Origin of the sequence: Motiliproteus coralliicola, from assembly GCF_003345655.1 — a bacterium.
Classification (GTDB): domain Bacteria; phylum Pseudomonadota; class Gammaproteobacteria; order Pseudomonadales; family Balneatricaceae; genus Motiliproteus; species Motiliproteus coralliicola.
Genome location: NZ_QQOH01000006.1, coordinates 171,138 through 191,045, shown reverse-complemented (window position 1 = coordinate 191,045; position 19,908 = coordinate 171,138). Strand labels below are relative to the sequence as shown.

Annotated in this window: 12 protein-coding genes; 11 read left to right on the top strand and 1 reads right to left on the bottom strand. The window is 57.6% G+C overall.

Annotated elements, in window-relative coordinates; translation table 11 throughout:
- Positions 1–151 precede the first annotated feature (151 nt).
- The 11 genes from rplJ to DV711_RS18765 all read left to right on the top strand — a co-directional run bounded on the left by rplJ (position 152) and on the right by DV711_RS18765 (position 19,434).
- Positions 152–646, top strand: coding sequence for a 50S ribosomal protein L10 (gene rplJ, locus DV711_RS18815; protein ID WP_114697278.1), 495 nt, complete (start codon positions 152–154; stop codon positions 644–646).
- 63 nt (positions 647–709) lie between these two features.
- Positions 710–1,081, top strand: coding sequence for a 50S ribosomal protein L7/L12 (gene rplL / locus DV711_RS18810; RefSeq protein ID WP_114697277.1), 372 nt, complete (start codon positions 710–712; stop codon positions 1,079–1,081).
- 180 nt (positions 1,082–1,261) lie between these two features.
- Positions 1,262–5,341: a DNA-directed RNA polymerase subunit beta gene (rpoB, locus tag DV711_RS18805; RefSeq protein ID WP_114697349.1), complete on the top strand. Its 4,080-nt coding sequence runs from the start codon at positions 1,262–1,264 to the stop codon at positions 5,339–5,341.
- A gap of 65 nt (positions 5,342–5,406) precedes the next feature.
- Positions 5,407–9,651 (top strand): DNA-directed RNA polymerase subunit beta', encoded by a 4,245-nt coding sequence (rpoC, locus tag DV711_RS18800; protein WP_114697276.1) that lies wholly within the window; start codon positions 5,407–5,409, stop codon positions 9,649–9,651.
- A gap of 175 nt (positions 9,652–9,826) precedes the next feature.
- Positions 9,827–10,198 carry a 30S ribosomal protein S12 gene (gene rpsL / locus DV711_RS18795; RefSeq protein ID WP_114697275.1) on the top strand — a complete coding sequence of 124 codons (372 nt, stop codon included), beginning with the start codon at positions 9,827–9,829 and terminating at the stop codon, positions 10,196–10,198.
- A gap of 144 nt (positions 10,199–10,342) precedes the next feature.
- Positions 10,343–10,813, top strand: coding sequence for a 30S ribosomal protein S7 (gene rpsG / locus DV711_RS18790; RefSeq protein ID WP_114697274.1), 471 nt, complete (start codon positions 10,343–10,345; stop codon positions 10,811–10,813).
- Positions 10,814–10,828: 15 nt separating this feature from the next.
- Entirely contained in the window at positions 10,829–12,925 is a 2,097-nt protein-coding gene (gene fusA / locus DV711_RS18785; protein ID WP_114697273.1) for an elongation factor G, read from the top strand.
- A 37-nt stretch (positions 12,926–12,962) separates the two neighbouring features.
- Positions 12,963–14,186 carry an elongation factor Tu gene (gene tuf / locus DV711_RS18780; RefSeq protein WP_114697272.1) on the top strand — a complete coding sequence of 408 codons (1,224 nt, stop codon included), beginning with the start codon at positions 12,963–12,965 and terminating at the stop codon, positions 14,184–14,186.
- A gap of 169 nt (positions 14,187–14,355) precedes the next feature.
- Positions 14,356–15,171, top strand: coding sequence for a hypothetical protein (locus DV711_RS18775; protein WP_114697271.1), 816 nt, complete (start codon positions 14,356–14,358; stop codon positions 15,169–15,171).
- A gap of 106 nt (positions 15,172–15,277) precedes the next feature.
- Entirely contained in the window at positions 15,278–16,309 is a 1,032-nt protein-coding gene (locus DV711_RS18770; protein ID WP_165840171.1) for an efflux RND transporter periplasmic adaptor subunit, read from the top strand.
- Complete coding sequence (locus tag DV711_RS18765; RefSeq protein WP_114697269.1) at positions 16,309–19,434, top strand: efflux RND transporter permease subunit; 3,126 nt, start codon at positions 16,309–16,311, stop codon at positions 19,432–19,434. The genes DV711_RS18770 and DV711_RS18765 overlap by 1 nt, the downstream gene beginning before the upstream one ends.
- Here DV711_RS18765 and DV711_RS18760 read toward each other — a convergent pair whose 3' ends face one another.
- Positions 19,435–19,890: a hypothetical protein gene (locus tag DV711_RS18760; RefSeq protein WP_207802696.1), complete on the bottom strand. Its 456-nt coding sequence runs from the start codon at positions 19,888–19,890 to the stop codon at positions 19,435–19,437.
- Positions 19,891–19,908: the final 18 nt, after the last annotated feature.

Sequence of the window (19,908 nt, the reverse complement as noted above, 5' to 3'; positions counted from 1 at the left end):
CGCCTGCGCAGATGGTGACCCGATTCAGAATTTTTACTGGATCCAACACCGACTCAGTCCCCGTCGACTTGTGCGATCGGGGGGAAGGTAACAGAACCGAGGTCGGCTGATATCAGTCTGACATTCCGGTTTGAATCCAGGAGTACCACTAGTGGCACTAGGACTCGAAGACAAAAAAGCGATCGTCGCTGAAGTCCAGGAAGCTGCTCAGAGCGCTTTGTCTGCCGTGGTTGCTGATTCGCGCGGTGTAACCGTTGCGGATATGACAGAACTGCGTAAGCAGGCTCGTGAGAGCGGAGTGTGGCTGCGCGTTGTGCGTAACACTCTGGCTCGCCGTGCACTCGAAGGCACCGACTATGCCTGCCTGAACGAGAACTTCGTCGGCCCGAGCATTATTGCTTTCTCTAACGAACACCCGGGCGCCGGTGCGCGCATCCTGAAGGCGTTCGCCAAAGAGAACGAAAATCTCGAGCTTAAGGCAGCCGCCTTCGAAGGTGATCAAGTTTCCATCGACGTACTGGCAAGCCTGCCGACTTACGATGAAGCGATCGCCAAGCTGATGAGCGTTATGCAAGAAGCTTCTGCTGGCAAGCTGGTCCGCACCATTGCGGCAGTTCGCGATCAGAAAGAATCAGAAGCCGCTTAATTTTAGGCCGGCTAATACAAGTTTTTTGAGCACGCAGTGCTCTCGTAATATCAGGATTGAATCATGTCTCTGACTAAAGAAGATATCATCAACGCAATTGCCGAAATGTCTGTAATGGACGTTGCTGAGCTGGTTTCCGCCATGGAAGAGAAGTTCGGCGTTTCTGCTGCCGCTGCTGTTGTAGCTGCTCCGGGTGCCGAAGGTGGCGCCGCTGCTGAAGAGAAGACCGAGTTCGACGTAATTCTGGCTTCTGTTGGCGACAAGAAAGTTAACGTCATCAAGGCTGTACGTGCTGCTACCGGCCTGGGCCTGAAAGAAGCTAAGGCTGTTGTTGACGGCGCGCCGGCTCCTGTTAAGGAAGGCGTTAGCAAGGAAGAAGCTGAAGAGCTGCAGAAGGCTCTGGAAGAAGCTGGCGCCTCTGTTGAAGTTAAGTAATAACTTCACGCCCATGGCGTTAGCTGCGTAATATCGATTGCGCACATGGCCGGTGACCTAAGTCACCGGCCTTTTTGCCGTTATATCTGGGCTGTTTTCAGCCAATAACGGTTGCTGGCAGACAGGCGACTTCGCTTATCTGCCCTATGTTTGATTCGGTGCACAAGCTGGGGAATGCTGATGGCTTACACGTTCACAGAGAAAAAACGTATCCGAAAGGATTTCGGTAAATTGCCTCACGTTATGGATGTGCCTTACCTGCTGGCCATTCAGATCGATTCGTACCGCAAGTTTTTACAGACTGGTGCGGCATCAGCAGAAGATAAAAAAGAAGTTGGACTGCATGCAGCATTCAACTCCGTATTTCCAATTACTTCTTATTCAGGCAACGCAGCGTTAGAGTACGCTGGCTATCGTCTGGGTGAGCCTGCCTTTGACGTGAAAGAGTGTCAACTGCGTGGCGTCACCTATGCCGCGCCGCTGCGAGTCAAAGTTCGCTTGGTTATCTACGATCGCGATTCATCTACTAAGGCGATCAAGGATATCAAGGAACAGGAAGTCTACATGGGCGAGATGCCCCTGATGACTGACAACGGTACCTTCGTCATCAACGGTACCGAGCGTGTTATTGTTTCTCAGCTGCACCGTTCTCCGGGTGTGTTCTTCGACCACGATAAGGGCAAGACTCACTCCTCCGGTAAGCTGCTGTACTCCGCCCGCGTCATTCCTTACCGTGGTTCTTGGTTGGATTTCGAGTTCGATCCGAAGGACAACGTTTTTGTTCGGATCGACCGTCGCCGCAAGCTGCCGGCGAGCATCCTGATGCGTGCGCTCGGGATGACCACTCAGGAGATTCTGGACACCTTCTTCGATACCGACAGCTACACCCTGGCCAACGGCAGTGCCAAACTGGCGCTGGTGGCGGCACGTCTGCGTGGTGAGACTGCTACCTTCGACCTGAAGGACGGCAGCGGTAAGGTGCTGGTTGAAGCCGGTCGCCGGATCACCGCCCGTCACATCCGTGACCTGGAGAAGGCCAAGGTCACCGAGCTGGAAGTACCGACTGAATTCCTGACCGGCAAGGTCGTAGCCCGGGATGTCGTGCACCCGTCTACCGGCGAGATCATTGCTGAGGCTAACGCCGAGATCACCGAGGAGATCCTTGAGGCACTGCACAGTGCCGGCGTTGAGTCCTTCGAGACCCTTTATGTTAATGAACTGGACTGCGGTCCGTTCATCTCCGATACCTTGCGTATCGATCCGACCCAGAACCAACTCGAAGCGCTGGTCGAAATCTACCGGATGATGCGCCCGGGCGAGCCGCCGACCAAAGAATCTGCCGAAGGCCTGTTCGAAAACCTGTTCTTCAGCCTGGATCGCTACGACCTGTCTGAAGTGGGTCGGATGAAGTTCAACCGTCGTCTTGACCGTGAAGCAGTGACCGGTCCGGGTACCCTGGATCGCGACGATATCCTGGAAGTTTTGAAGACCCTGATCGCTATCCGTAACGGTAAGGGCATCGTCGACGATATCGACCACCTTGGTAACCGTCGTGTTCGTTCCGTCGGTGAGATGGCGGAAAACCAGTTCCGCGTCGGTCTGGTTCGAGTCGAGCGTGCCGTACGTGAGCGTCTGTCGATGGCTGAGTCCGATGGCCTGATGCCGCAAGACCTGATCAACGCCAAGCCGGTTGCGGCAGCGGTGAAGGAGTTCTTCGGTTCCAGCCAGCTGTCCCAGTTTATGGACCAGAACAACCCGCTGTCGGAAGTTACCCACAAACGCCGTGTTTCGGCCCTGGGCCCGGGCGGTCTGACCCGTGAGCGCGCCGGCTTCGAAGTTCGAGACGTACACGCTACCCACTACGGTCGTGTCTGTCCGATCGAAACCCCGGAAGGTCCGAACATCGGTCTGATCAACTCGCTGGCGACCTATGCCCGCACCAACCACTACGGCTTCCTTGAGAGTCCGTACCGTAAGGTGGTTGACGGCAAGGTGACCGACGAAGTCGAATACCTGTCAGCGATCGATGAAGCCAAGCACTATGTGGCCCAGGCCAGTGCGACTATCGACGACAAAGGCTACCTGGCAGATGACCTGGTTACCGTTCGCCACATGAACGAAACCACCGTTGCGCCGCCCGAGAAAGTAACCCTGATGGACGTGTCTCCGCGTCAGGTTGTCTCGATCGCTGCCTCGTTGATCCCGTTCCTGGAACACGATGATGCGAACCGAGCCCTGATGGGATCGAACATGCAACGTCAGGCGGTTCCGACTCTGAAGGCGCAGAAGCCGCTGGTCGGTACTGGTATGGAGCGCAACGTTGCTCGTGACTCCGGTGTTTGTGTGGTCGCCAACCGTGGCGGTGAGATCGAATCCGTCGACGCCGGTCGTATCGTTGTCCGTGTTCGCGACGATGAAGTGATCGCCGGTGAAGCGGGTGTGGACATCTACAACCTGACCAAATACGTACGTTCTAACCAGAACACCTGCATCAACCAGCGTCCGCTGGTGAAAGTCGGTGATCAGGTTTCCCGCGGCGACATCATGGCCGACGGTCCGTCCGTCGACATGGGTGAGCTGGCCCTGGGTCAGAACATGCGGATCGCGTTCATGCCTTGGAACGGCTACAACTTCGAGGATTCCATCCTGATCTCGGAGCGTGTGGTTCAGGAAGATCGCTTTACCACGATCCATATTCAGGAACTGACCTGTGTCGCCCGTGACACCAAGCTGGGTTCTGAAGAGATTACTTCCGATATCCCGAACGTCGGTGAAGGCGCGCTGGGCAAGCTGGACGAGTCCGGAGTTGTCTACATCGGTGCCGAAGTCGGCCCGGGTGACATCCTGGTGGGTAAGGTCACGCCGAAGGGTGAGACTCAGCTGACTCCAGAAGAGAAGCTGCTGCGTGCAATCTTCGGTGAGAAGGCCTCCGACGTTAAGGACACCTCGCTGCGGGTTAAGACCGGCACCAAGGGTACCGTTATCGACGTTCAGGTCTTCACCCGTGACGGCGTTGAGAAAGATGCCCGCGCGATCCAGATCGAAGAGGAGCAGCTGTCTTCTATTCGTAAGGACTTGAACGACGAATTCCGTATCGTTGAAGGTGCGACCTTCGAGCGTCTGCAAAAAGCCCTGGTTGGTGTTAAAGCCGACGGCGGTGCCGGCCTGAAGAAGGGTGAAGAGATCACCGAAGCCTTCCTGGCTGAGCTGCCGAAGTCCGACTGGTTCAAGATTCGCGTCAGCGACGAAGCCCTGACCGAGCAGCTTGAGCGTGCCCAGCAGCAGCTGGTTGAGCGTCGTCAGCAGCTGGACGAGAAGTACGAAGACAAGAAGCGCAAGCTGCAGCAGGGCGATGACCTGGCACCGGGCGTTCTGAAGATCGTCAAGGTCTACGTCGCTGTTAAGCGTCGTGTCCAGCCGGGTGACAAGATGGCTGGTCGTCACGGTAACAAGGGTGTTATCTCCGCGATCATGCCGGTCGAAGATATGCCTTACGACGAAAACGGTCAGCCGGTCGACATCGTACTGAACCCGCTGGGTGTACCGTCGCGGATGAACGTTGGTCAGGTACTGGAAACTCACTTCGGTGCTGCAGCCAAGGGCCTGGGTGATCGAATCAACGAAATGCTGGAAGCACAGGCCAAGGTGGCTGAGCTGCGCAAGTTGTTGGATGAGATCTACAACGTTTCCGGTGGCGGTCGTAAAGAAGATCTGGCGTCGATGTCCGACGAGGAGATTCTGGAACTTTGCGCCAACCTGCGCATGGGTGTGCCGATGGCAACCCCGGCGTTCGACGGTGCCAAGGAATCCGAGATCAAAGAACTGCTGCGCCTGGCAGGCCTGAACGACAGCGGTCAGCGTACCCTGTTCGACGGTCGTACCGGTGACGCCTTCGACCGTCCGGTGACTGTCGGCTACATGTACATGCTGAAGCTGAACCACCTGGTCGACGACAAGATGCACGCACGTTCTACCGGTTCCTACAGCCTGGTTACTCAGCAGCCGCTGGGTGGTAAGGCGCAGTTCGGTGGTCAGCGTTTCGGGGAGATGGAAGTCTGGGCGCTGGAAGCCTACGGCGCCGCCTACACCCTGCAGGAGATGCTGACCGTCAAGTCGGACGACGTGAACGGCCGGACCAAGATGTACAAGAACATCGTGGACGGCGACCATCGGATGGAGCCGGGCATGCCCGAGTCCTTCAACGTACTGGTCAAAGAGATCCGTTCGCTGGGTATCGATATCGAACTGGAAAACGAATAAGCAGTTATCACTTGGACCGGGGCAGGCCAACGCCCCGGTCGATAACTCCGTGAGGAGCGCCGACGATGAAAGATTTGCTTAACCTGTTGAAGTCTCAGACGCAGACCAACGAATTCGATTCCATTCGAATTGGTCTGGCTTCCCCTGAGATGATCCGCTCTTGGTCCTTTGGTGAGGTCAAGAAGCCGGAAACCATTAACTACCGGACCTTCAAGCCTGAGCGTGAAGGTCTGTTCTGTGCCAAGATCTTTGGCCCGGTCAAAGACTACGAGTGTCTGTGTGGCAAGTACAAGCGCCTCAAGCACCGTGGTGTTATCTGTGAAAAGTGTGGTGTTGAAGTTGCACTGGCGAAGGTGCGTCGTGAGCGCATGGGTCACATCGAGCTGGCCAGCCCGGTTGCCCACATCTGGTTCCTGAAGTCACTGCCGAGCCGTATCGGCCTGCTGCTGGACATGACCCTGCGCGATATCGAGCGGGTCCTGTACTTCGAATCCTTCGTTGTGATCGAGCCGGGTATGACTACCCTGGAGCGCGGTCAGCTGCTGAACGATGAAGAGTACTTCGAATCACTGGAAGAGTTTGGTGACGAGTTCGAAGCCAAGATGGGTGCCGAGGCGATCCAGGCACTGCTGAAGGATCTGGACATGGACGGCGAGATCGCCACCATGCGTGAAGAGATCCCGAACACCAACTCCGAAACCAAGATCAAGAAGATCTCCAAGCGGCTGAAGCTGATGGAAGCCTTTGTTGCTTCCGGCAACAAGCCCGAGTGGATGATCATGGAAGTGCTGCCGGTTCTGCCGCCGGATCTGCGTCCGCTGGTACCGCTGGACGGTGGCCGTTTCGCCACTTCCGACCTGAACGATCTGTACCGTCGGGTGATCAACCGTAATAACCGTCTGAAGCGTCTGCTGGAACTGTCTGCTCCGGATATCATCGTCCGTAACGAGAAGCGGATGCTGCAGGAAGCGGTCGACGCGCTGCTGGATAACGGTCGTCGTGGCCGTGCCATCACCGGCTCCAACAAGCGCCCGCTGAAATCCCTGGCCGACATGATCAAGGGTAAGCAGGGTCGTTTCCGTCAGAACCTGCTGGGTAAGCGTGTTGACTACTCCGGTCGTTCGGTAATCGTAGTAGGTCCGTACCTGCGTCTGCATCAGTGCGGTCTGCCGAAGAAGATGGCACTGGAACTGTTCAAGCCGTTTATCTTCTCCAAACTGGAATTGCGCGGCCTGGCCACCACCATCAAGGCGGCCAAGAAGATGGTCGAGCGCGAGACCGCCGAGGTTTGGGATATCCTGGCCGAAGTAATCCGCGAGCATCCGGTGATGCTGAACCGGGCACCGACTCTGCACCGTCTGGGTATCCAGGCATTCGAGCCCGTTCTGATCGAAGGTAAGGCGATCCAGCTGCACCCGCTGGTCTGTGCGGCCTATAACGCTGACTTCGACGGTGACCAGATGGCGGTACACGTACCGCTGACCCTGGAAGCCCAGCTCGAAGCCCGTGCGTTGATGATGTCCACCAACAACGTACTGTCTCCGGCCAACGGCGAGCCGATCATCGTACCGTCTCAGGACGTGGTACTGGGTCTGTACTTCATGACCCGTGAGAAAGCCAGCGCCAAGGGTGAAGGCATGGCCTTCGCCGATATTGCCGAAGCCAGTCGCGCCTATGGCGCCAAGCAGGTTGACCTGCAGGCCAAGGTGAAGGTGCGTATCTCGCAGAAAGTCCGTGATATCCACGGTGGCGAAAGCGAGTCCACCAGCATCATCGAGACCACCGTTGGTCGTGCGCTGCTGTTCGAAATTGTTCCGGAAGGTCTGTCGTTCGAGCTGGTTAACCAGCCGATGAAGAAGAAGGCTATCTCCCGCCTGATCAACGAAGCCTACCGTCGTTGTGGTCTGAAAGATGCGGTTATCTTCGCTGACCAACTGATGTACATGGGCTTTGCTTACGCGACCCGCTCCGGTGCTTCCGTCGGTGTTAACGACTTCGTTATCCCGGACCTGAAGAAAGAGATCATCGACGAGGCGGAAGCCGAAGTTAAAGAGATCGAATCTCAGTACGCCGACGGCCTGGTAACCCAGGGCGAGAAATACAACAAGGTGATCGACCTTTGGTCCCGTGCCAACGAAAAGGTCACCGAAGCGATGATGGACGACCTGAAGGTTGACGACGTAATCGACGCCGACGGCAATCAGGTGTTGGGTGAAGACGGCAAGCCGCAGACCCAGGAGTCCTTCAACTCCGTTTACATGATGGCCGACTCCGGCGCCCGGGGTAGTGTTGCCCAGATGCGTCAGTTGGGCGGTATGCGTGGTCTGATGGCCAAGCCGGACGGCTCGATCATCGAGACGCCGATCACCGCAAACTTCCGTGAAGGTCTGAACGTACTGCAGTACTTCATCTCGACCCACGGTGCTCGTAAGGGTCTGGCCGATACCGCTCTGAAGACGGCGAACTCCGGTTACCTGACTCGTCGTCTGGTCGATGTGGCTCAGGATCTGGTTATCACCGAGCACGACTGTGGCACCGACCGCGGTGTGATCATGGCACCGATGATCGAAGGCGGCGACGTGACCGTACCGTTGGGCGATCGTGTACTGGGTCGTGTCGTGGCTGAAGACGTGGTTGATCCGTCCAGCAATGAAACACTGATTCCGGCCGGTACCCTGATCGATGAATCTTGGGTTGTCCGTCTGGAGACCGACGAGCAACTGTCCTCCATCGACGAAATCAAGGTTCGCTCGGCGATCACCTGTGAAACCCGTCATGGTGTTTGTTCTAGCTGTTACGGCCGTGATCTGGGTCGTGGCCACCTGGTCAACATCGGTGAAGCGGTTGGTGTTATCGCCGCCCAGTCGATCGGTGAGCCGGGTACCCAGCTGACCATGCGTACCTTCCACATCGGTGGTGCGGCATCGCGGGCTGCTGCGGTAGACAGCATCCAGGTTAAGAACGGCGGTGAGATCCGCCTGCACAACCTCAAGTTCGTTGAGAAGAAGGACGGTAGCCTGGTGGCGACCTCCCGTTCCGGCGAGCTGGGTGTAACCGACGAGCACGGTCGTGAGCGCGAGCGTTACAAGCTGCCGTACGGTTCTGTGATCAAGGTTAAGGATGGCGATACCGTCAACGCTGGCGACATCGTGGCCAACTGGGATCCGCACACCCACCCGATCATCTCTGAAGTAGCCGGTAAAGTTGTCTTCACCGGTATGGAAGAGGGCATCACGGTCAATAAGAAGACCGATGAACTGACCGGCCTGACCTCGATCGAGGTAATGGATCCGGCTGCGCGTCCGGCCGCCGGTAAAGATCTGCGTCCGATGGTCAGCTTCGTTGATGCCTCCGGCACCGAGCTGTGCCACCCGGGTACCGACAGCCCCGCTCAGTACATGATGCCGGGTGAAGCAGTACTGAACATCGACGACGGCGGTGCCGTAGAAGTCGGTGACGTCATCGCCCGTATCCCGATGGAAGGCGCGGCTAACAAGGACATCACCGGTGGTCTGCCCCGTGTTGCCGACCTGTTTGAAGCCCGTAAGCCGAAAGAGCCGTCTATCCTGGCAGAGATCTCCGGCACCATCTCCTTCGGTAAGGAGACCAAGGGTAAGAAGCGTCTGGTCATCACTCCGACCGATGGAGCGGATCCGTATGAGGTTCTGATCCACAAGTGGCGTAACCTGAACGTGTTCGAAGGTGAGCACGTTGAGAAGGGTGAGGTTATCTCCGACGGTCCGTCCAACCCGCACGATATCCTGCGGATCCTGGGTGTCGAGGAGCTGGCCAAGTACATCACTTCCGAGATCCAGGACGTTTACCGTCTGCAGGGCGTTGTGATCAACGATAAGCACATCGAAGTTATCGTTCGTCAGATGCTACGCAAGGTCGATGTCACCAGCGGTGGCGACACCTCGCTGATCAAGGGTGACCAGGTCGAGTTCACCCAGGCGCTGGAAGAGAACGAGAAGGCCCTGGCTGAAGACAAGATCGCCGCTCAGTACGAGCGTGTTCTCTTGGGTATCACCAAGGCTTCGCTGGCGACCGAATCCTTCATCTCGGCGGCTTCGTTCCAGGAGACCACCCGGGTACTGACCGAAGGTGCAGTAACCGGTAAGCGTGATTCGCTGCGCGGTCTGAAAGAGAACGTCGTTGTGGGTCGTCTGATCCCGGCCGGTACCGGTCTGGCGTACCACTCAGAGCGTAAGCGTAAGCGTCACGAAGCAGCACTGGATTCCGGTTCTGCTACCGTGAGCGCCGAAGATATCCAGGCGGCACTGGCCGAGGCACTGAACTCGGAAGGCTGATCGCCATAAAAATTCAACACTCGGATCGCTGGCATCGATGATGCTGGCGGTCTGTGTTGACACTGGTGGGCGAGGTGATTAAAATTTCGCCCCTTCGTTGGCAGGATGCGTGTGTGTCCTGTCTTTTTGTATGTGCTTTTAGAGGCAACTCTAGTAAAGCGTGGAGTTAAGCTGAATGGCTACTATTAACCAACTGGTTCGTAAGCCGCGTAAGCGCAAAGTCGCTAAGAGCGACGTACCTGCTCTGCAGGCATGTCCTCAGCGTCGTGGCGTTTGTACCCGGGTTTACACCACTACCCCGAAGAAGCCGAACTCGGCCCTGCGGAAGGTATGTCGTGTACGCCTGACCAACGGCTATGAAGTGACTTCCTACATCGGTGGTGAAGGTCACAACTTGCAGGAACACTCTGTTGTTCTGATCCGTGGCGGTCGTGTTAAAGACCTGCCGGGTGTGCGTTATCACACCGTTCGCGGTGCACTGGATACTTCTGGTGTTTCCGATCGTAAGCAAGGTCGTTCCAAGTACGGTGCCAAGCGTCCGAAGTAATCGCTCTCGATTACAGACCGCTTGACACTGTGCCGCTGTAGCCTTGCGCTACCGGACATTGTTAACGATAAGAGTAAGGTCGGGCCTTTATGCGTTGTGTAGGTGCCCGGACTAACCTGAAGACCTAATTTTAAGGGGCTTATCATGCCTAGAAGACGCGTCGTCGCAAAACGCGAAATTCTGCCGGATCCCAAATTCGGTAACCAAACCCTGGCCAAATTCATGAACCACGTCATGGTCAGCGGTAAAAAATCTGTTGCTGAGAAAATCGTATACGGCGCTCTGGACAAGATCCAGGAGCGTGGTGCCAGCGATCCTCTCGAAACCTTCATCAAAGCTCTCGAAACCATTCAGCCGATGGTTGAGGTAAAGTCCCGCCGTGTCGGTGGTGCGACTTACCAGGTACCGGTTGAAGTTCGTCCTGCTCGTCGTTCCGCTCTGGCCATGCGTTGGCTGGTAGACGCCGCACGTCGTCGTGGCGAGAAGTCCATGGCTCTGCGCCTGGCTGGTGAGATCGGTGATGCTGCTGAAGGTCGTGGCGCTGCTGTTAAGAAGCGTGAAGACGTTCACCGCATGGCAGAAGCTAACAAAGCTTTCTCCCACTACCGCTTCTAATCAGAGGATTAAGCTGTGGCCCGTAAAACACCTCTTAACCGCTACCGTAACATCGGTATCTGCGCACACGTTGATGCCGGTAAGACGACGACGACTGAGCGTGTTCTGTTCTATACCGGCCTGTCTCATAAGATCGGTGAGGTCCATGATGGCGCAGCCACCATGGACTGGATGGAGCAGGAGCAAGAGCGTGGTATCACTATCACCTCTGCTGCGACCACTTGTTTTTGGTCTGGGATGAACCAGCAGTTTGACCAGCACCGCATCAATATCATCGACACCCCGGGGCACGTTGACTTCACCATCGAAGTTGAACGTTCCCTGCGTGTTCTCGATGGTGCGGTTGTCGTGCTGTGCGCCTCTTCCGGTGTGCAGCCGCAAACGGAAACTGTCTGGCGTCAGGCCAATAAGTACGAAGTACCGCGGATGGTCTTCGTCAACAAGATGGACCGTGCCGGTGCTGATTTCTTCATGGTTGTCGATCAGCTCGAAGAACGCTTGGGCGCTGCCGCTGTGCCGATCAATTTCCCGATCGGTGCCGAGGATGAGTTCAAAGGTGTTGTCGATCTGATCAAGATGAAGGCGATTCTGTGGAACGAAGCCGACCAGGGCATGACCTACGACGAAGCCGAAATTCCGGCTGAGTTGCAGGACAAGGCCGATGAACTGCGCGAGCAGATGGTCGAAGCCGCCGCGGAAGCGTCCGAAGAGCTGATGGACAAGTACCTCGAAGAGGGTGACCTGTCCGCTGAAGAGATCAAGCAAGGTCTGCGGGCCCGTACGCTAGCCAATGAAATCGTGCCGATGCAGGCCGGTTCGGCATTCAAGAACAAAGGTGTTCAGGCAGTCCTGGATGCGGTCATCGAACTGATGCCCTCACCGCTGGACGTTAAAGCCATTGAAGGTACGCTGGATGACGGTAAAGAAACCGTCGCTACTCGTCCGGCCGACGACAATGCGCCCTTTGCCGCACTGGCGTTCAAGATTGCCACCGACCCCTTCGTCGGTACGCTGACCTTTATCCGGGTCTACTCCGGTAAGCTCAATTCCGGTGACTCTGTTTACAACTCTGTTAAGCAGAAGAAAGAGCGCGTCGGCCGTATGGTTCAGATGCACTCCAACAACCGTGAAGAGATCAAAGAAGTTCTGGCCGGCGACATCGCCGCGACCATCGGTCTGAAGGACGTCACCACCGGTGACACCCTGTGTGACCAGAACGACGTGATCGTGCTTGAGCGGATGGAATTTCCGGAGCCGGTCATCTCGGTTGCGGTCGAGCCTAAGACCAAGGCTGACCAGGAAAAAATGGGTGTGGCACTGGGTAAATTGGCCCAGGAAGACCCCTCTTTCCGTGTAGAAACCGATGAAGAATCCGGCCAAACCATCATCTCAGGTATGGGTGAGCTGCATCTGGACATCATCGTTGACCGGATGAAGCGTGAATTCAAGGTAGAGGCCAACATCGGTAAACCGCGTGTTGCCTACCGTGAAAAGATCCGTACAACTGTCGACGCAAACCACAAGTTTGCCAAGCAGTCTGGTGGTCGTGGTCAATATGGTCACGTTGTTGTTGAATTCTCCCCGTCCGATGAAGACGGTCTGGAGTTCATCAACGAGATCGTGGGTGGTGCGATTCCGAAGGAATACATCCCGGCGGTCGAAAAGGGTATTGCCGAGCAGATGCAAAACGGCGTTATCGCCGGTTATCCGCTGCTGGGTCTAAAAGCCCGTCTTTACGACGGCTCCTTCCACGATGTTGACTCGAACGAAATGGCATTTAAGATTGCCGCTTCACAGGCACTGAAGAAGTACGCCATGGAAGCCAGTCCTTGCCTGCTCGAGCCGATGATGAAGGTAGAAGTTGTTACCCCTGAAGATTACATGGGCGACGTAATGGGCGACCTGAACCGTCGTCGCGGTATCGTACAGGGTATGGAGGAAAGCTCCTCTGGCAAGGTAATCCGTGCCGAGGTGCCGCTGGGTGAAATGTTCGGTTATGCAACCGACCTGCGCTCGGCGACTCAGGGTCGTGCGACCTACTCTATGGAGTTTGAAAAATACGCAGAGGCGCCGCAGACCGTCGCCGAAGCTGTTATCAACGCTGAATCTTAATTGATTTCGAATACGCCAAATTAAGAGGTTTATTACCGTGGCTAAGGAAACTTTTGAACGTACAAAACCCCATGTCAACGTTGGTACTATCGGCCACGTTGACCATGGTAAAACTACTCTGACCGCTGCACTGACTCGCGTATGCGCCGAAGTATTCGGTGGTGAAGCTGTTGCTTTCGACGGCATCGACAATGCTCCGGAAGAGCGTGAGCGTGGTATCACCATCGCTACCTCTCACGTAGAGTACGATTCCAACGACCGTCACTACGCCCACGTTGACTGCCCCGGCCACGCCGACTACGTCAAGAACATGATCACCGGTGCTGCTCAGATGGACGGCGCGATCCTGGTATGTGGCGCCACTGACGGCCCGATGCCTCAGACTCGTGAGCACATCCTGCTGTCTCGTCAGGTAGGTGTACCTTACATCGTTGTATTCCTGAACAAAGCTGACCTGCTGGCCGAAGATTGCGGCGGCGCCGACAGCGAAGAATACGCCGAGATGCTGGAGCTGGTCGAAATGGAACTGCGTGACCTGCTGTCCGAGTACGACTTCCCGGGTGACGACACTCCGATCATCCCAGGTTCTGCCCTGATGGCTCTGAACGGTGAAGACGACAACGAAATGGGTACCACTGCGGTTAAGACCCTGGTTGAGACTCTGGACACCTACATCCCTGAGCCGGAGCGTGCGATCGACGGTGCATTCATCATGCCGATCGAAGACGTATTCTCCATCCAGGGTCGTGGTACCGTTGTTACCGGTCGTATCGAGCGTGGCATCATCAAGGTCAGCGAAGAAGTTGAAATCGTTGGCATGAAGGAAACCACCAAGACTACCTGTACTGGTGTTGAGATGTTCCGCAAGCTGCTGGACGAAGGCCGTGCTGGTGAGAACTGCGGTATCCTGCTGCGTGGTACCAAGCGTGACGAAGTTGAGCGTGGTCAGGTTCTGGCTGCTCCGGGTTCTATCACCCCTCACACTAAGTTCGAAGCTGAAGTTTACGTACTGGGCAAAGACGAAGGCGGCCGTCACACTCCGTTCTTCAAAGGCTACCGTCCTCAGTTCTACTTCCGTACTACTGACGTAACTGGTGCTGTTGAACTGCCGGAAGGCGTTGAGATGGTTATGCCGGGTGACAACATCCAGATGACCGTTGAGCTGATCGCACCGATCGCCATGGACGACGGCCTGCGCTTCGCGATCCGCGAAGGTGGCCGTACCGTTGGTGCTGGTGTTGTAGCTAAGATCATCGAGTAATTATTACTTGATTCAAAAAGGCCACCTTCGGGTGGCCTTTTTTGTGCCTGACTGTCAACGGTCAGTAGCAAGCCTGCCTTCCAATTCCATCTAAACTTAAAGCGACGCAGCCGAGCCTGCTATCAGAACCACTCATTTGCCAGGGAGGGTCTGAAATAGGAGAGCGGCCATGCGCGTTTTCCTTCGTACTACGCTATTTGGTCTTATTATCAGCTTCAGCCCTGCGTTAGCCGCCTTGGAGATGGACCAGTCACTCTTTGATCGCATCGTCACAGCGGCGGAGCGGCTCTATCACCGTGAATTTCATCGTCATGATCAGCGCCTGAATATTTCCGCTCGTTGGGATGCCGACGGGGTCTATGCCAACGCTTGGAAGATGGAAGATGCTAATGGTGAAAAAGGACTGATTATGATTTCCGGGGGCTTGGCGAGGCACCCGGATATGACTCCGGACGCCTTCGCGTTGGTGCTCTGTCATGAAATAGGCCACCATATCGCCGGCCCTCCCCATCTCTGGCGTTTCTCGGCCGAGGGGCAATCGGATTATTTCGGTGCTTCCAGCTGTCTGCGCAAGCTGTTCATCCGGATGGGGGATGCGTTACCGGCCAGTCGGCAGCACGCTCCCAAGCGGGTCCGTGAAGCTTGTGCCCAGGCCTTTAGTCACCAACAGGGGCGCCAGGGTTGCCAGCGCATCGCACTGGCCGGTGCGACCCTGGCACGCTATTTTGCCCGCAAGCGGGGTCAACTAAGCCCGCTGTTTTCACGTCCGGCACAATCGTCGGTCAGTTCGACGCTGTTAACGCCCGCGACTCCCCAGTGCCGGTTGGATACCTATTTCGCCGCCGCCCAGTGCAACGTGGCCCGTCAGCCGTTGGATCATCCGGAGCCGAGCTGGCTTTGCCTGGCCGACGATTTTCCCGAGGCGGCCCGTCCGCCCTGTTGGTACAAGCAGGCAGTCGCGGCCCACAGGGTCCGTCGCCCTTAGCAACGCTGGGTTACTGTCAGAGTTTCTATCGGGACGCTTGGCCTGACTTGGCCCTTGCTGCATTATGATGGCCTTGATCAACGGATGGCCATATTGGAGGGAGACCATGCGCGGGCTACTTTGGGGGCTGGGATTGTTGAGCTTGGCGGTGGGATCGGCACAGGCCCAGGTGCCGGTCACCAGTAAACCGCTATCCCAGCTGCTGTTCCACCCTGAGCAGAGTGCACCGGCTCGGGTCGAGAGCCTTAACAGCAGCCGTTTGAGTGCCCAGCTCAGTGCCCGCATCGATCGCATCCTGGTTCGAGTCGGCGATCGGGTTGAACCCGGTCAGCTGCTGCTGGAACTGGACTGCCGCGATTGGGTTTCACAGCATCAGGCGCTGCAGGCGATCAGCCGTCAGTTCCAGAGCCAGATCAAGTTGGCCGGGGCGCAGCTCAAACGCTCCCAGAATCTTCGCAGCCGTAACAGCATCAGTGAAGAGAAGGTCGAACAGCACGAGACCGATCTCAATGTCCTTCGCGCCCGATACGCCTCTCACCGCCAACAGCTGGAGCAGGCCACGTTGCAGGTCGAACGCTGTCAGATCCGTGCCCCTTACGCCGGTTTGGTACGGCAGCGGTTGGTCGGGCTGGGGGAGTTGGCGGACCCGGGTACACCGTTACTGGCGCTGCAACAACTCGATGCCTTGGAGGTGGTGGCGCAATTGCGACCGCAGCAGCTGAACGCCTTGCCCGATAAGTTTGAGTTCGAGTTTCAACAGCGCCGCTTGCCCGTGCGCTTACGCACGGCGTTACCGGTTATCGACGCGACCGCCCGTACCCGTGAGCTACGGCTCGAGTTTGATATCGAGCAGGCGCTACCGGGGAGCAGCGGACGGCTGTTGTGGCGCTCAACCCTGGGGCGTCTGCCGGCGGATCTGTTGATCCGGCGCCAGCAGCAGTTGGGCATCATGGTGCTCAATAGCCAAACCCAGCCTCCCCAGGCTCAGTTTGTTGCGCTACCCGACGCGATTGAAGGTCAGCCTGCACCGTTACCGTTGGATAGCCTGGGCGAGCTGGGATTGCGCTCCGATACGCCGGTAATCATCGATGGGCGTCAGGCGCTGTTCTCCGGTGACAGTGTGATGGAATCACCCTGATGTACGCCCGCTTCCTACAAAATCATGTATTGGCCAACCTGGCCTTCGTGCTGGTGCTGGTGATCGGCTTTCTGGCCTACCAGATGCTGCCGCGGCAGCAGGACCCGACCATCAACTTCAACTGGGTGCAGATCACCACTGTACTGGCGGGGGCTTCGGCCAGTGATATCGAGCAGCGGGTCACCGAACCGCTGGAAGATGCGATTCGCAATATCTCCGATATCAAATTTGTCTCCAGCAATAGCCGTGAAGCGGTATCGAGCATTCTGGTGCGGTTTGAGGATATCGACACCCGCACTTACGACAAGCGGATCGCCGACCTGCGGCGTGAGATCCAGAATGCCGAGGATGAGCTGCCCGCTGAGGCGGAAGACACCCGAATTGTCGAGATTACCAGTGCCAATGCCTTTCCGTCGGCGACGGTGGCGGTCATCGGTCGGGCTGATGATGAGAATCTGCGCCGTCAGGCCTATCAGATCAACAAGGATATCGAGCGCCTTAAGGGCGTTGACCGGGTTGAGGCGGTCGGTCTGCATGATCCGGAGCTGCTGGTCAGCTTCGATCCGCAGCAGTTGGAAGCGCTGGGTGTCTCGCCGGTACAGTTGTCCGACACCGTGATGGCGTACTTCAAGGATGCTTCGGCCGGGACCCTGACCCAGGGTAACCAGAGCTGGCTGGTACAGATCGATGGCACCGAGTCGGATCCCGATGCGCTGGCGCAACGGCCGCTGCTCGGGGTGCAGGGAGAGGTGCCACTGTCCCGGGTTGCGGCCGTGGAGCGGGCGCGGCAGAAGCCCCGTAAGCTGGCCCAGATCGATACCCGTCCCAGCGTGATGCTGGCGGTGATGAAAAAAGACAACGCCAATACGCTGGAGTTGGTAGATCGCCTCAAACGCTACCTGGAGCAGCGCAATCAGCGCAGCCAGGTGACCGGGGTGGAGTTGGTGCTGGTCGACGACCAGACCATTCCGACCCGCGAGTCGATCTCGATCATGCAGAACAACGCCCTGCTTGGACTACTGTTTGTGCTGCTGGTGGCCTGGCTGTTCCTGGGTACCCATATCGCACTGCTGACCGCGATCGGTATTCCTTTCATCCTGGCCGGTACCTTCTGGGTTCTGTCCGGAGTCGGCGAGACCCTCAATGTGACGGTGCTGCTGGGTGTGGTGATCGTGCTGGGGATGCTGGTCGACGATGCCGTGGTGATGGTTGAATCGATCTACTACCGGTTGCAGCGTGGGATGGCGCCGCTGCAGGCGTCGCTGGAGTCCCTTAAAGAGGTGGGCACGCCGATCACCACCGCGGTGTTGACCTCGATCGCCGCCTTCTTACCGTTGATGTTGATGCCGGGCATCCTGGGTGACTTTATGCGGGTGATCCCGATGGTGGTCTGTATCGCGTTGGCGATCAGCCTGGTCGAGGCGTTCTGGATGTTGCCGGCCCACGTGATGGCGGCCAAGGTTAATTTTGAACGACCATCGGCGGTCCAGCGGGTTCGCGCCCGTGCCACTCACTGGCTACAGATCCGCTATATCCGATTGTTGATCAAGGCGCTGCGTCGACCGCTGATTTCGCTGTTGGTGGCGGTGCTGCCCTTTACCGTGGCGGTCGGGATGGTTGCCGCCGGAAAGATCAAAACCGACTTCTTTGCCGCCGACCCGCTGCGGGTTTTTTACGTCAATGTCGAGATGCCCCCGGCGACACCGCTGGCGCTGACGATGCAGAAGACCGCCGAGGTAGAGCGCAGGGTTAGGGCGTTAGTCCTTGATGGCGAAGTGCGGGCCATTACCAGCTACGCCGGGCAGATGTTTACCGAGACCGAGCCGCGGTTGGGGGATCAGTACGGCCAGGTGCTGGTGGGTCTTCAGCCCAAAGACGAAGGGCTGCGCACGGTCGATCAGATGATCGAGGCGCTGCGAGAGTCGGTGACGTCGGTATCCGGGCCGGTCAACGTCTCCTTCCTGAGGCTGGCCGGAGGGCCGCCGACTTCGAAGCCGATTCAGGTCAAGGTTCGCGGTGACGACTATGAAGAGCTGACTCGGGCGGCCCAGCGGATGCGCGAAATCCTGGCCCAGATCCCGGATGTGATCGATATCGAGGATGATGCCAGCAAAGGCCGGTTCGAGCTGTTGCTGACGCTGGATCAGGACGCGGTGACCCGCAGCGGGCTCAACCCGGTCGATATCCGGCGCACCCTTCGCCTGCTGGTGGATGGCGAGGTGGTGGCTGATATGCGCGATCAGGGCCAGAAGCTGGAGGTACGGGTTAAGGTCAGGCCCGCGCCGTTGGAGGACTTGGACCAGCTGCTGAACTTCCGTTTGGCGTTGCCGCAAGGGGGCTCGATCGCACTGGCCGAGCTGGTCGAACAGCAGCGACACCAGGCGCTGGGGAATATTCGCCACTACAATTTTCGCCGTGCCATCACGGTCGAGGCCGATCTGAAGGCCGGCGGGATCGATACCGTCGAGGCCAACCGCTTGGTTGCGCAGTATTGGGACCAGGAAGCGCTGGCATTTCCCAATATCGATCTCGATTTTTCCGGTGAACTGGACGATATCCAGGAGAGCATGGATGCGATCGGTGTGCTGTTCCTGTTCGGCATTGGGTTGATGTACCTGATCTTAGGCACCCAATTCCGCAGCTACTTCCAGCCGCTGATGATTCTGGTGACGGTGCCGCTGGCCTTTACCGGCGTGGTGTTCGGCTTGATGATCACTCAGAATCCCCTCAGCCTGTTCACCCTCTACGGGGTGGTGGCGTTGGCCGGAATCGCGGTGAACGCGGCCATCGTGCTGATCTCGGCCGCCAACAGCCGGCTCGATGGCGGCATGAGCCTGCAGCATGCGACCCTGTACGCAGCCCGGCGCCGGGTGGTACCGATTCTGATCACCACCCTGACCACGGTGGCGGGGCTGTTCTCGCTGGCGGTGGGGCTGGGGGGTAAGTCGCTGATCTGGGGCCCAGTCGCCACGGCCATAGTCTGGGGCCTGGGGTTCTCGACTCTACTGACCCTGTTTGTGATCCCGCTGCTGTACCGGCTGACGATGCGCCGCTCGGCGCTAAAACGGCATGGCCGGGCACAGGCCCGACGCAATCGCCGGGCCGATACGAAAGCGACGGCCTGATTAGCGCACCACCAGCTTGTAATCCGGGGTCGGGTTCAGCGGGCAGCTGTAGAGGTATTCACCTGGTTCCAGAGTGATTTCATAGTCCAGTGTGGTCCCGGTAGCCAGGCCGCCACCGGAGACGCTGGGCAGGGTGGCCCGACCGATCACGCCCTCGCCGCGGAGCCAGAAGCCGAGCGGGTAGGGCACATTCTTGTTGGTGACACGGAAGGTGTACTTGCCTGCTTTCAGCTCAAGCGGTTGGGACTGCTGGGCACGACTGTCACCGGTGCGCTTATTGTGGTCTTTGCAGTCGTCGGCGCTGTTGGCGCTGAAGCCGTGATCGGTGGGCTCGCTTTCCAAAAACTGACAGGGGACCTGGGTCAGTTCGATGACGGTGTTGGCACTGGCCGGATTCGACAGCATCAGGGTGGCGCCGAGTGCCAGCAGGGAGCGGGAGAGGGTTTGAGCTTTCATGGTTCCACCTGTGGACGG